Source organism: Gaoshiqia sp. US2, assembly GCF_059705485.1.
Map to the genome: position 1 here is coordinate 5,169,833 of NZ_AP048550.1, position 13,958 is coordinate 5,183,790.

The 13,958-nt window shown below is 46.7% G+C and carries 12 protein-coding genes; all 12 read right to left on the minus strand.

Annotated elements, in window-relative coordinates; translation table 11 throughout:
* Nucleotides 1-210 precede the first annotated feature (210 nt).
* Complete coding sequence (locus AC6H3C_RS20755; protein WP_497517457.1) at nucleotides 211-1,302, minus strand: serine hydrolase domain-containing protein; 1,092 nt, start codon at nucleotides 1,300-1,302, stop codon at nucleotides 211-213.
* A 141-nt stretch (nucleotides 1,303-1,443) separates the two neighbouring features.
* On the minus strand, nucleotides 1,444-2,274 hold the full coding sequence (locus AC6H3C_RS20760; RefSeq protein ID WP_497517458.1) for a hypothetical protein: 831 nt from the start codon (nucleotides 2,272-2,274) through the stop codon (nucleotides 1,444-1,446).
* Nucleotides 2,275-2,633: 359 nt separating this feature from the next.
* Nucleotides 2,634-3,299 (minus strand): transaldolase family protein, encoded by a 666-nt coding sequence (locus AC6H3C_RS20765; RefSeq protein ID WP_497517459.1) that lies wholly within the window; start codon nucleotides 3,297-3,299, stop codon nucleotides 2,634-2,636.
* Nucleotides 3,300-3,308: 9 nt separating this feature from the next.
* Nucleotides 3,309-4,580: a zinc-binding dehydrogenase gene (locus AC6H3C_RS20770; protein WP_497517460.1), complete on the minus strand. Its 1,272-nt coding sequence runs from the start codon at nucleotides 4,578-4,580 to the stop codon at nucleotides 3,309-3,311.
* 179 nt (nucleotides 4,581-4,759) lie between these two features.
* On the minus strand, nucleotides 4,760-6,727 hold the full coding sequence (locus AC6H3C_RS20775) for an SDR family NAD(P)-dependent oxidoreductase (RefSeq protein ID WP_497517461.1): 1,968 nt from the start codon (nucleotides 6,725-6,727) through the stop codon (nucleotides 4,760-4,762).
* 77 nt (nucleotides 6,728-6,804) lie between these two features.
* Entirely contained in the window at nucleotides 6,805-8,037 is a 1,233-nt protein-coding gene (locus tag AC6H3C_RS20780) for a PHP domain-containing protein (RefSeq protein ID WP_497517462.1), read from the minus strand.
* Nucleotides 8,038-8,197: 160 nt separating this feature from the next.
* A complete protein-coding gene (locus AC6H3C_RS20785; protein ID WP_497517463.1) occupies nucleotides 8,198-9,214 on the minus strand; it encodes an adenosine deaminase in 1,017 nt (338 codons plus the stop codon).
* A 4-nt stretch (nucleotides 9,215-9,218) separates the two neighbouring features.
* A complete protein-coding gene (locus AC6H3C_RS20790; protein WP_497517464.1) occupies nucleotides 9,219-9,749 on the minus strand; it encodes a DUF8685 domain-containing protein in 531 nt (176 codons plus the stop codon).
* 63 nt (nucleotides 9,750-9,812) lie between these two features.
* A complete protein-coding gene (locus tag AC6H3C_RS20795) occupies nucleotides 9,813-11,591 on the minus strand; it encodes a MutS-related protein (RefSeq protein ID WP_497517465.1) in 1,779 nt (592 codons plus the stop codon).
* Between the two features lie 3 nt (nucleotides 11,592-11,594).
* Nucleotides 11,595-12,290, minus strand: coding sequence for a phosphatase PAP2 family protein (locus AC6H3C_RS20800; protein WP_497517466.1), 696 nt, complete (start codon nucleotides 12,288-12,290; stop codon nucleotides 11,595-11,597).
* Entirely contained in the window at nucleotides 12,287-13,279 is a 993-nt protein-coding gene (gene obgE / locus AC6H3C_RS20805) for a GTPase ObgE (protein WP_497517467.1), read from the minus strand. Before obgE ends, AC6H3C_RS20800 begins: the two co-directional genes overlap by 4 nt.
* 88 nt (nucleotides 13,280-13,367) lie before the next feature.
* Entirely contained in the window at nucleotides 13,368-13,940 is a 573-nt protein-coding gene (locus AC6H3C_RS20810) for an adenylate kinase (protein ID WP_497517468.1), read from the minus strand.
* Nucleotides 13,941-13,958: the final 18 nt, after the last annotated feature.

The following is a 13,958-nucleotide window of genomic DNA, read 5'->3' on the forward strand; positions in this document are numbered from 1 at the left end:
ATTTAAATTATGGTAAAATTTATGGCCATGATACCCGCACCCGCGCGCGATTGCATCGCGTGGTTTTCAGTATCCCGCCCTGCCCCCTGATCGCTATATGGTACGGCACTGGACGATATCAAATAACAATCCGGTTCGGGGACTGCCGTCTCCAAACCGGATTTTCGTACAGCTGTCATCCGCTATTTGTCGTTACACGCGACATCGGGCTTACCTGCTGTACTTTTTTCTCAATCTGTCTAAAAGTGTAAATATTCCTTGTTGTGTTTCTTCGGTGGCACTATTTGCAACAATGATGTAGGCCAATTTATTCTTTTTATCGATAAGCGTATGGCTGAAGAAGGTCCCTGCCGAACCTGAATGTTCGGAAAATTGTTTATCATCATTATTTACATTGACCCAACCAATAGCATAGTCTGTTCGCCCGAAATGAAGATAATGGTAAGTGCTTGCCTTTATAACATGGTCTTTTCCTAATAATCCCTGTAAGTTTAGTTGTACAAATTTTGCGTAATCAGGTAAGGTCATGCTGATATCACCTGCGGGTTCTCCAAGTCCTAAGTTATAGCTGATGTCAGGTGCAAGCGATTGCAAAGTTCCGTTTTCGATCCAATGGCCATACGGTTGTTTTAAGTTGATTTTATTGGGCCAGCTGAATTTTATGTCGACATGAAGTGTTGTCAACATGATTTCTTTTGTCAATTGCTCCCAGGTTTTTCCCGAGACTTCCTCAAGCATCAAAGCTGCAACCGTATAACCGGCATTAGAGTAGTTATAAACCTTGCTATTATCTCTTACAGGCTGTTCGGTTAGCAAATACCTGGCAAATTGTTTTCGTTGATCTGATTTATCACCTTTAAAAGCCGGTAGTTTCTGATATTCAACTCCGCTTGTATAGGGTTGTATTTTGGCCCTGTGGGAGAGTAAATCGGCTAAGGTAATTTCATAATAGGCCGGGTTGCTCTGTTTCTTCCATTCCGGAAATAAGTCAAAAAACTTAGTCGTCCAGTTTATTTTATTGTTTTCAACAAGATATGCTGCAACGAAACCTGTTATTGCTTTTGTATTTGAACCTAAATGAAAATAGTCTGTAACTTTTGCCCGGGTTTTTCTTTTTTTGAGGTCGGACCGGTGAAAGCCTACTGTTTGCAGGTTCAAAATGCTGTCTGCTGAAATAACGGCATAACCGAGTTCAGGAATATGCCCGGCCTGCATTAAACTATCAATAAACGTTTGAATGTTTTGTGTTTTGGCGGTCAATGCAGTTGCTAATAAAACAATTGCTACAATAAGTCTATTCATATTTTAGGTTTCTGTTACGATGACAGGTCACCAATAGGCCCCGTTGCCGGGTCATGCCTACTGCTCAGAGTTCTGCTTATTATGTGCCATCTTTACTAATATTCAATCCGATCCGTAGTCATTCCCTTTTTTAGTCGTCTCTCACTGCCGCTTACGACAATAATTCCCTTGTATAATTTCATTTTCCCATGTGAATCCTTTGTCCGTTGATGCAAGTAACTCATTATACGTCATTGCATATATGGTATGCTCGTCTGAACTCATGTTGTGCAGACTACGATTTTCCAGTATTTGTACCCATTCTTTCCGGCCTTTGGGAGTGGTGAATGCCCCTTGATTTGTTCCGATATAAATGTTTCCATCAAATTCAGTCATACCATTTACCTGCATTGTCCTGTTTCCGTATTCAAGTTCCCATTTCATTTCCGTTTCATCGAAAGAGTATAATCCCGCGTTGGTGCCTGCATACAATTTATCGTCAATCTGAACGAATCTTCGAATCGTAAAATTAGTAAGACCTGAATCTGGTTTTTCCCAATGTTCACCGAAGTCTGCCGACGAAAAAATTCCGCTGATTTGCGTTCCTACATAGATTTGGTGTTTAAAAAAGATTAAAGGTCCAGGATTACTTTCAATAATGTTTTTGTCTGTTGGAATATTAACCCACTGGTTCTTCTGAAAATCAAAAAGAAAGACTCCTTTTTCTTTTGTTGCAATTCCAAGTGATTTGTCGGAAACAGCAATGGCCCCCAAAGCTATCGTAATTGAATCTGGCAATCCATCGCTTTTATTTTCCCAAGTCAGACCATTGTTGACTGAAAAGTAAACGACTCCGTTAATTGTTTCAGCGGGGGTTTTAATTTCAGAAGCGGGAAAACGATCACTTTTTGATGATTTTTCATTTATTTTATTTTGGTGTCCGTTACATGAACCTAAAACAGCCGACAAAATTATTATTGCAAATAATCTCATTCTATGTCATTTTAATTGAAGTTTCCATCGATTTAAGGTTGTGCATAATTTGTTTATCTATCCACCAAAGTGATCTTACATCTCTGTTTTTCGAAGGGAGTGTGTCACTTTTGTATCTCATGTTTTCGCACCCTAATTTACAAAATAGGCTCAAGGTATTTCTTAAACGCCGCAAAATTGCCCAAGCTGGCGCCGATTTGTAATCGGTGTCTTGCCCATCAGGGCAAACTTTTGCTTTTTCAAAGCAAGACACTGGTCACAGACCCACGCCAGCGGGCGAAAAGCCACAAAAAAAATAAGGGACCCCATTCGAGGTCCCTCATTGGCTAACGAATTAGCTAAAGTTTTTCGTGCACGGCTTAAAATGAGATATCGTACAAACCCTGTCCGTCTTCGAGGAAAGTTTTCACGCTGATATCGGTCATCGGGTGCCTGATCAGTTGCATCAGCAAATCGGGGCCAACCGTGGCCGAGTGCGACCCGTTCATGCTCACGCGGTGAATCTGGTCGACCGTTTTAAAACTGGCAGCCAACACCCGGGTATTCAACTTAAAGTCGCTCATGTTCTTTACAATATCGCGCACCACTTCAATCCCGTGCGAAGAAATATTGTCTAAACGGCTTACGTACGGAGCCACAAAATCGGCGCCTGCTTTGGCTGCCACCAGCGCTTGCTGCTGGGTAAAAATAGCCGTGCCCGTTACATTGATTCCCGCATCTTTTAAAATAGCCATCGCTTTATACCCTTGCGGGGTGACCGGTATTTTAGCGAAAAACGAATCGCCCACATCAAAATAATTCTTGTAGGTTTTGGCCTCGCGAACCATATCCTCCGCGTTTTCGCTGATCACCTGCACATGGATCATGCCATGCCCGATCAGCTTCAGAATACTTTCGATCGCTACCGAAAGTTTTAAACCCGATTGTTTCAGGATCGACGGATTGGTAGTTACACCTTCCAACGGAAAAAAATCATACAACTCCTCCAAGGCTGACAAGTCAGCCGTATCTGCCATGTAAATCATAGTGTGTTTTTAAATCTCCTTTGCATTTGCCAGCAGGAACTCTTCTGCCTCGACGGACCAAAGTTCGTTATTACGCTGGCAAATTTCGTGCAGTTGGGCAAAAAACGGATCAGATTTACCTTTTTCTTTAAATTCGGAAATGGCCGTGAGCGGAATATCCTTGTGGGTATAAATCAACTTCTTCCCGCCCGGGATTTCGGGCAGATGCAGGGTCGTACCGATCACGGCATTCAGCCCGCCAATATGGGTGACCAGGCCGGCCGGGTCGAGGCCTTTCCCAAACATCTCGAGCGATTCCACCATGTCGTCGTTGTTACCGCCCGAGGTGCCCACAATGTGGGTCGACGCGTAGTGCACGTTGTAGAAATTCATTTTGGCGCTGAACTCAGGGTTGCTTGGCCCGGCAAAAAAATTGAGGCAACCGTCGTTTGCCAGGATGGCATCGCCCTGCTCAATCACAGCGGGTACCGGCGCGAAAACAAACACATCATTGTAGCCTTCTCCGCCGGTGAGCGCGCGAAGCTTTTCAACCGGATTCTCACCACCTGTGTTCAGATAGATCAGCTCAATGCCTTTCGATTTGGCCCACTCCACCGAATAAATAGCTGCCGCCCGGTCCAAACGGGTCTGGTCGATGTCAGTCACCACCAGCAGCGAAGGTTTCCGGTCTTCGCGCATGATCACGTAGTTGATGGCCGCCAGCCCCATCGGACCAACGCCGGCCAGAATGGCCATTTTGCCGCCATCAACAATTTCCATTTGGTGAATGTACGAACCCGGTTTGGTGTGGTAGTTGGCGTGCATGGCGCCAATCACACAGCTCAGCGGTTCGGCCAGCGATGCGGGGTAATAGCCCGGGCCCTCGTAGGCCAGCAAACAATCCTGCACCAGCACATCTTTCGGGATGATTACATAGGTGGCGTCGCCGCCAATGTACTGGTACGAGTATCCGGGGGCGCTCAGCACTCCCACAGGGCCTTCTTCGTAATAAATGGCCGGCTGAATGGAGAACTTTTGTCCGGATTTGAACTTGTGCTGCCAGTTGGCGCCCACTTCAACCAACTCGCCGGCAAACTCGTGGCCGATGATGATCGGGTTTTCGCTCACATCACCGGGGATGCGTTTGTGGTCGGTACCCTGCGTGGCCGCCTTGTACGACGACATGCAGATGCTGTCGGAAACGACTTTTGCCAGAATTTCATCATCCGAGATCGCCGGAAGTTCAAACTCTTCCAGTCTCAGATCTTTTTTCCCGTATAAACGGATTGCTTTGGTTTTCATATTTCTTTATTCTTTTGATATTTCATAAAAGTCATCCTGTCCGGCAGTTGCCGGGTCAGGATCTCAACCCATTGAATGACAGACCCCGAAATAAATTCGGGGTGACTGGATTCTGAAAGATTAAGGACTTTTGATACAGCCTCGACTCCCTCAACCTTGCCAGCAGCCAACAGCCAGTCTCAGTTCAACATATTTTGTCCGCCGGTAACCGGTACGGCCTGGCCGGTTTCGTACTCCTGTTCCATCACGTAAAAGATGGCGCGCATCACATCCAGCGGGGTACAACCGCGGCCTGCGGGTACCTGGGCTTCATAAAAATGCTTTACATCGTCGATGGTTTTTGCGCCCGGCACTTTCCCTGCCCTCAGGTATTGAACGAACAAGCCGTTTTCGGGGTCGGCCCACAACGGCCCGTCAAAAAAGTTGCCCGGACAAATGGAATTCACCTTGATCCGACTGGGCATCAGTTCGAGCGCGAACGATTGGGTGAGGCCAATTCCGCCAAACTTACCGCCTGCATAGGCGAAGTTTTTGTTGCTGCCCTTCAATCCCGATTTGGAATTGATCTGAATAATATCGGTGAAATGGTCGCGTTTGTATTTGTTTTGCAGTTTCATCACCGCCGAGGCATATTTGGCGCAGAGGAAGTAGGCCGAGTAATTCACTTTGGTCATCAGATCGAAGGTTTCGGGCGTCATCTCGTCCAAGCCGCCGGCGCGCAAAATACCGGCATTACTAATAAACGCATCCAGCCCTCCAAAGGAAACGACTGTTTCGAACACCAGGTTTTCCACCGATGCCGCGTTCGACACATCTGCTTTTACAAACAGGGCCTTGTTTTTTCGGTTGGCAGCATTCAGGAGGCTGGCAAACTCGTTTCCTTTTTCTTCGTTCAGATCGGCAATCACTACGTTGGCGCCATGTTTCATCAGTTCTTCCACAATGCCTGCTCCAAATCCCTGGGCGCCTCCCGTTACAACAATCACTTTCCGGTCGACCCGGCCGGCAGTAGCTCCCAGCGATATTTTCGAACGGTATTGCTCCACTTCCCAGCTTTCGATGAATTCGATCTGTCGCTGAGTCATCGGGTGTTGTCCGCCAAACGATTCGGCAAACCGGGCAATCCGGCAATGGTCGGTCACCACATCCACCAGGATTTCGGCTCCTTCGGCGTGGTCGGCCACCACCAACAGACCCAGGCCCGAAGCAAAAATCACCTTGGGCAACTTGCCTTTTTCCTGCCGGTAACGTTCAATTTTCTGTTGAATGTCATTCAAAAAACTGTCGGCATCGCCTGTAAATTCAGTAAAAAGGAACGACGAGTTGGCATACACGATGCCGTCGGGCGTGAAAGGTGCGGCAATGGCCTGCTGGTTGGCCCGGTCCAGGTATTTCGACAAGATGGTGCTGTTAACCAGGCGAACTGTTTTTAACCCTTCGCCCGAAACCATCATACGGACTGCCGGAACAATCAGGGCAGCCTTCGCTGAAACCGCGACCGGGTCAATCGCGGGCTCTTCTCCGTAAACTGCATCCAGTTTGGCAATCAACTCATCGTAAATGTTTTTGATTTCGCCGATGGTATTGGCGCCCACAAACACACCGTGGTTTTGCAGGAAGATGACTGCCGGCTCTTTGCCTTTTTCGGCCCGGTATTTCAGAATGGCTTTTTCAACCACTTTAAACAGGATGTAGCCCGGATCTTCGTAAGCAATGTAAAGCGCCTGGTCGCCAAACAACTCAGCCGTTTTTTCGGCAGCCCGGTTGCTGCACATCAGTCCGTTTACTTTGGTTGAATGCGTATGTACCACAAACGCAAAGTCAATCAGGTTGTGCAGCGAGGTTTCTACCGAAGGGCGCTGTCCTTTTTCGGGCTCCACGCGGCTTTTCAGCAAATCGTTTTTGATTTCTTCCTCGCGCTGAAGCACATTTTCCGAATAGGTTTTCGTGTTCACCTCGGCCAGCAATGAGCGGTCGAGTTTGGCAAAGCCGGCTTCGCCAATGGTAGCCAGGCTAAATCCGCTGGCTTTCACCCATAAATATTCCCCGGTTTTAAACGAGGTGTTCCCGCCCCCGGCAATCACAAAATCTTTTTGCCTGCCGTAGTACTGCGAGATTTCTATCAGTTCTTTTATTCCTTGTTTCATGAGAGTTTCGAGTTTTGAGTTTTGAGTTTCGGGTCGTCCATTCATCAATTATCATTCATCCATCATTCACCAACCCCTCAGGGTTTGACGAAGTTTTTGATAACCGCATTTCCGAGGGCCACGAATTCGGCACGTTGATCAAACCGGGCCTTTCCCGATTTTTTCAAATAACCCGGTTTGCCTTTGGCTTTCAGGTACTGATGCGCGGCAATCACGCAGGCCCCCTCGTAGCCAATTTTTTTCATGGCCGGACTCAGTTCTTTTCCGTCGCCGTCCAACACGGTTATCGGGTCGAGCTGAGGCGTGTTGTGCTCGGTGCCAAAAGTGATCACAAAGCCTTTTTCGTTGAAAAAGTTGACAAACGCTTCCAGAACCTGCGGTTTATTCCGTCCAGGGATCAACTCGAGCATGTATACGTTTTTGGCGACGAGGTTTTGGTAAAGCTTCTCAAAATCGCCTTCATAATCGGTAAATTCACCTTTCGGATTGTCGAGCAATACCGGGTAACAGGGAATTCCGCCGGCTTCCCGGATCAATTCAATCACCTGTTCCAGGCTTAAAAATGCCTTGTCATCTTCAGGCACAAAAGCGCGGCCACCCGATTTCAGCAGGTTTCCGCGAATTTCGTTTTCCAATCCGGCCACATCCGACATGGCCGATTTGGCAGCCTTGCCTGAGAATATTTTCTCAAAGAACGCTTTTTGATCTTCTTCCGAAGGGTATTTGGCAACCACGGCCTCGCGCAATGCTTTGGCGATATGGCGTTCGCGCAATAGGTTTTTGGCATATTTCTCTTTCATTTCGTCAAAAGAAAAAGAAAAGTTTTCACCTGATTCTTTCAGAAAGTCGTTCAACTTTACCACCATCTGGGCCGTTTGCCGGTTGCTTTCGTCCTGAACCTGAAACAAACGTTCGACCATTTGGGCATTAAGCCGAACAGGAAATCTCAAGCCTTTCCCGCTAAAATAAGTCCGACCCGGGTTATTCGGATCGTTTACCCGAACACCGGCTGCCTGCAAATCTTTCTGCAAGCTCATAAATTCGATATTAAAAAGCGGAAAAACCCGGTATTCTTTAGCCAGCGCATTAAATTCTTCGTAACCGTCGGTCGTATAAAAATCGTTAATTCCCAACACCTTCACTTTTTCTTTGCCGGCCATTTCAAATACCTGGCGGATTTCGGAAAAAGCGCTGAACGAATACGGCGTGTGGAAATGCCCGTTTACCTGAAGGACTTCGCGGTCGAATCCGTCTGCGGTTTCTTTTAATTGTTCAGGATCCGGATATTTTACAAAAACAGATGTTCTCATAGGGTCGTACTTTAACTTTTTTTGAATTAATCATGCAAAAGAAGTAAAACCGGATGAAATAGCTATCCTTTGGTGTCCTGTATGACGATGACGTCAAGGAACAAAAAGGATCAAGCGAAGGACGGAATTTAAAGCCGACTGCCAGTTATGCCTGAAACGCTTATGTTCTGCACCTTTCGTATCGCTCAATGTCCATGATGTGGCTTTCTTTTAAGGAATCCGACAGCAGGCTGCCCCGAAATGAATTTTTAGCCAGTTGGCACAGATCGGTCCGCGAAAGGTTCAGCGCTTCGGCAATGGCCAGGTAGTTTTGGTTGATGTAGCCGCCAAAATAGGCCGGATCGTCGGAGTTGACGGTTACCAGCAGGCCGCGGTCCATTAGTTTTTTCAAAGGGTGGTTTTCGAGGCTGCTCACCACGTTTAAGGCTAAATTTGACAGAGGGCACAGGGTTAGCGGAATTTGCCTTTTCACCAGTTCATCGGCCAGTTTTTCATCCTCAATGGAGGCATTTCCATGATCGATACGGAAAACTTTCAGCAAACCGACTGCTTCGCGAACGTATTCCACAGGGCCTTCCTCGCCGGCATGGGCCACCGTAAGAAAACCTTCTTCGCGGGCTTTGGCAAACACCCGTTCGAATTTGGAGGGAGGATTGCCTTTTTCCGACGAATCGAGCCCGACACCCACAATCAGGTCTTTATAATCGAGCGCCTGCTCCAGGGTGTGAAAGGCCGAGACTTCGTCGAGATGACGCAGAAAACACAGGATCAGACGGCTCGAGATACCCAGCTTTTCACGCGCATCCTGTAAGGCATGATTGATGCCATTGATCACCGTGGCAAATAAAATACCCCGCGAAGTATGCGTTTGCGGATCGAAGAAAACCTCGGTATGCACCACCTGTTGTTCCTGGCATTTCAGCAAATACGCCCAGGTGAGCTCGTAAAAATCCTGCTCCTCACGCAACACGTTGGCTCCTTCGTAATAAATATCGAGGAAATCCTGCAGGTTGCTGAACCTGTACGCCTGCTTCACTTCATCCACCGACTGATACTTCAGCGAAATCCGGTTTCGTTGTGCCAGTTTGAACAGCAATTCGGGTTCCAGCGTACCTTCGATGTGCAGGTGCAACTCGGCTTTGGGCAAGCCCGCGATAAAATCAGGCAAGTCTGTCATGGCGCTACTTCGATTGGCCTTTAAAGTAATCTTCCTTGTCCGCGAACAAAATATTGAAGGTGGTTAAACTACCGTAAGCGCGGGTAATATACTGTTGCAACTGCACCTTGTCGTCGTCATCCAATTTGGGGTGGCTGTTGATGTTTTGTTCCAGCACGCGCAGCCGGTCGCGCAACATCACAATCTTGTGGTAGAAGGTTTCCATCGGTACTTCTTTCGATTGCAACTCCGGGTTGGCCGGTTTCATCTCCAGCATGCCGCCTTTCCATTTATCGGCCATTTTTACGGCATAGGTCAGGCCCTGAAATTTATCGAGCACGTAAGTCATCGCTTTTTCCACCTCGGCCAGGGTGAGCCCGTTGCGTGGTTTTTCTTCGGGAGCGCTGATGATATCCAGGTCTGCATTGTATTTGGTCAGTTCCATTTTTCCGGCCCGTTCAAAAAAGATCTCGTAAATGGTCAGGTGCGAACGACTGACGATTCCTTCACCATAAACAGGATGCTTCACCCGGGTACCTACTGCTAAATCTTCCATAATTCGTTTGATTTTATTTCGGAAGATGAAAATACGAAAAAACGAACATGATTCCGATGTTGATTAATCGATAATTTTCATCTTTTTCATCAGGTAGCTGGCATTCATGGTCCGGGTTACGCCATCAATCAGTTTGTAATCAAAAATCAGGTTGTCATCTGCCAGGTTTACTTCAAAGCACCTGTTGCTGATTTGTTTGGGGTAGGTATCGGCCAATTCGGTCAGCTTAAGGTCGTGTGTGGCCACCAGCCCATTGGCATTCAGTCTGATCAGTTTTTCCGTTAAGGCTTTTGAGCCGGTAAGTTTATCTTCAGAGTTGGTCCCTTTCAGCATTTCGTCAATAATCACAAAAAGTTGTTTTCCCTGGTTGATGAGCTCAAGCATCTGCTGTATACGAAGCAGTTCGGCAAAAAAGTAGGATTCATCTTTTTGCAGGTTGTCGGTTGTCCGCATATTGGTGTACAAACTCACCGGCTTCATGGTAAACCAGCTTGCACAAACACGACAACCGTTCATCGCTAAAATCATGTTCACGCCAATTGTACGCAGAAAAGTGCTTTTCCCGGCCATATTGGCACCGGTTACAATCATAATTTTCCCCGGCCCATTCATCCGGAAGTCGTTCCCGATCCGCTTTTCTTTTTTGATCAGGGGATGCGCCAGTTCGTTGGCCGACAAGCAAAAATCGTCATCTTCGAACGTTGGCAAGGCCCATTCAGGGTGGTTATGGTTTAAATTGGCCAGGCTGGAGAGAGCGTCAAACTCAGCAATCAGATCAAACCAACGGAGGATATCATTTTTGTATTTCCGGTTCCACCGGTTGAGTTGATAAACACAGATCAGGTCCCAGATAAAAATGGATTCGGCAAACAGTGCAAAGGCCAGATTTGCCCGGTAATCAAACCTGGCCATGATTTTTCGTAAATCGGCAACAACCGCACTCGCTTCTTTTTGATGGGAGTAAAGTTGCTTTTTCAGTCTTTTAAGCCATTCCGACTCAAAATCCTTTTGTTCGATCAACAAGAGCAATTCGCGGTAACTATCGAGAATTTTCGCCTGGTTACCAAACAATTGATAAAACGAGCTGATGATTTTCCGGTACCGGTATAAGACAAATCCATTCAGGAAAACCGAAAGGACAAAGAATATCCAGGGAAGGACTGAAAACAAACACAAACCAAGCATGCTCAAACTAAATACCGGCAGAATCAGGATTAACCAGCCGACATGCCGCGGATGATCCAAATCGTCGTGAGCGGCAATCTGATGCAGTAAACGCAAGTCCTGCTCATCGTGCGAATGTCCCTTTGCCGCAAAATGATGCCGCCAGCGGGTATAGGCCGAAAGCTCCAGCAGCGCCTTTTGCCGATCTTTGATTTCGGCAGGGTCGCTCAGCGGATTGTTGAGGTAAAACGCCAGCTTTTTACTTCCCAGTTTGGTTACGGTGCGGTTCAGAAACTGGAACAGGCTTCCTTCGCCAAATAAATCCAGATCGAAAGAATAAGCATGCCCCGGATCAGCAAAACCGGTCCCGCCATCAAACTGCATATAAATTTCATCCAGGGCCAACAATTCATTTTGGTTAATACGGATTAAACGTTCGTACAGAAATTTCTTTTTTTCCTGGCTGATGTAAGCTCTGATCCAGTAGAGAAACAAGGCGAACGCGAACAGAGCTACCCCGATATTGAACGGATATCGCAGGTAAACAAACGACAAAATAATCCCCAGAAAAGCCAGGAACCGCAATAAACTCAATCGCTTCAGGCTTGCTTTTACCCCGGACAACCGGTTTATATCGAAATTCAGAAACTTCTCGTATTCCTGCTTCAATTCCTCCATCGGTTAAATCCAGTTAAAGTGTTGGAGCCGGCTGACCACCATAAACGTAGTCGCAAGAACGGTTAAAAAGATGATAAAAATGACATTAAACTCGCTGTTCTCCAGGTTTGTTTCAATGAGTTTGGGACTTCGGAGCACTAAAAAATGTTGCTCGATAACAATCAACAATTTATACATGAAATAACCGGTCAGTATTCCGAACAACATTCCGGTCAGAATATCCAGCGGGTAATGCACCCCCACGTAAATCCGGGTATAACTTATCAACAGGGCCCAGAAGTAAATGAGTATGTTATACCGTGAATTCCGGAACAATAAGGATGTGAAGGAAGCCACGGCAAAGGTATTGGACGCATGGGAGGAGAAAAAACCATAAAGACCGCCTTTCTTTAGCACATTGTGAACCAGGTGCTGGATGGCGGGGTCGTGGGTGGGGCGCAAGCGTTTCACTGTCTCTTTTACCAATACCGAAAACTGGTCGGTAATAACAATAGCCAAGGCTAATAAAATTAAAACGACAAGAGCTTTGGCCCGGTATTTCTTTATGATGAACCAGATCAACGGAACATATAAAATCAGCCAGTATTCCGTACGGGTAAACAAGGTCATCACGATATCCCCAAAGGGAAAATGCTTTCCGTTCAGGAAAAAAAACAGCGATTGGTCAAGATCTGTTATGAATTCAAAAAATCCGATCATGAGTGATTCAATATTTTCCAGATTGTATCCTTCAATTGCGTAATACCACTCCCGGTCACTGATGAAATAAAGCTGTGCGGAATATCTTTAAACTCCCTGCCAATCTCCTTTTTCAGCTCCTCATCAAGGAAATCTGATTTGCTGATAACCAGGAAGCGTTCTTTATCCAACAGTTCGGGGTTGTACTTTTCAAGTTCATTCAGCAGGATGAAATATTCTTTACGGTGGTCTTTGCTGTCGGCAGGCACCATAAACAGCAACATGGAATTTCGCTCAATATGCCTCAAAAAGCGCAATCCGAGCCCTTTTCCTTCACTGGCACCTTCAATAATCCCGGGGATATCGGCCATCACAAACGACTGAGCGTCGCGGTAAGAGACAATACCCAGGTTTGGGACCAGCGTTGTAAACGGGTAATCAGCGATTTTGGGTTTTGCGGCCGATACCACCGAAAGCAGGGTTGATTTACCGGCGCTGGGGAATCCCACCAGGCCAACATCAGCCAATACTTTCAATTCGAGTATTTTCCATCCTTCTTCGCCCGGTTCACCTGGTTGTGCATAACGGGGAGTCTGGTTGGTCGCCGATTTGAAATGCGTGTTTCCCAGTCCGCCGCGTCCGCCTTTAGCCAGGAGGTGCGTTTCACCGTCGGTTGTAATTTCGAACAGAAATTCACCGGTCTCGGCATCTTTGGCCACTGTTCCCAGCGGAACTTCAATGGTTACATCATCGCCGTCGGCGCCAAAGCTGCATTGTTTACCGCCCGATTCTCCGTGACCGGCGAAAATATGTTTCTGATAGCGGAGGTGAAGCAAGGTCCACATCTGGGCATTTCCTTTTATGATCACATGCCCTCCCCGGCCGCCGTCGCCGCCGTCAGGTCCGCCTTTGGGAATATACTTTTCTCGTCTCAGGTGTGCTGAGCCCGGTCCTCCGTTACCTGAACGGCAAAATATTTTTATATAATCAACAAAATTGCTTTCAGCCATTTATTTTAAAATTGGGAAGATGCAAGATAAACAAAAAAAGACGAATGCAGGGAATACATCCGTCCTCATCTAAAAACTAATTTCTTATTCAAAGTGCACTGACCGCTTTTTTCAGGCGATCGGCAATTTCGTCAATGGATCCCATACCGTCGATACCGAAATGTTTGGACTGAGCGGCATAGTAAGTTTTTAAGGGTGAAGTTTTTTCGTTGTACACGTTGATCCGGTTTTCGATGACCGAAACATCCTGATCGTCTGAACGTCCTGAAGTTTTACCACGGTTCAGCAATCGCGCAACCAACTCCTCTTTCTCAACCTCTAACGAAAGCATCCCGGATACCGGCGTGCCGTTCTCGTTAAGCAGCTTGTCAAGCACTTCGGCTTGTGCCACCGTGCGCGGATAGCCGTCAAAAATAAAACCTTTGGCATTCGCATTGGCCAGTAACTTGTTTTTTATCATCCCGATAACAACTGAATCAGGAACCAACTCGCCTTTATCCATAAAACGTTTAGCTTCCAATCCCAACGGGCTTGATGCAGCAATCTCATTACGTAACAGGTCTCCGGTTGATAAATGGATCAAGCCGAATTTTTCAATCAGAAATTCGGCCTGGGTTCCTTTACCTGCTCCCGGAGGCCCGAATAGAACTAAATTTAACATGAAAATATTGAATTTTTG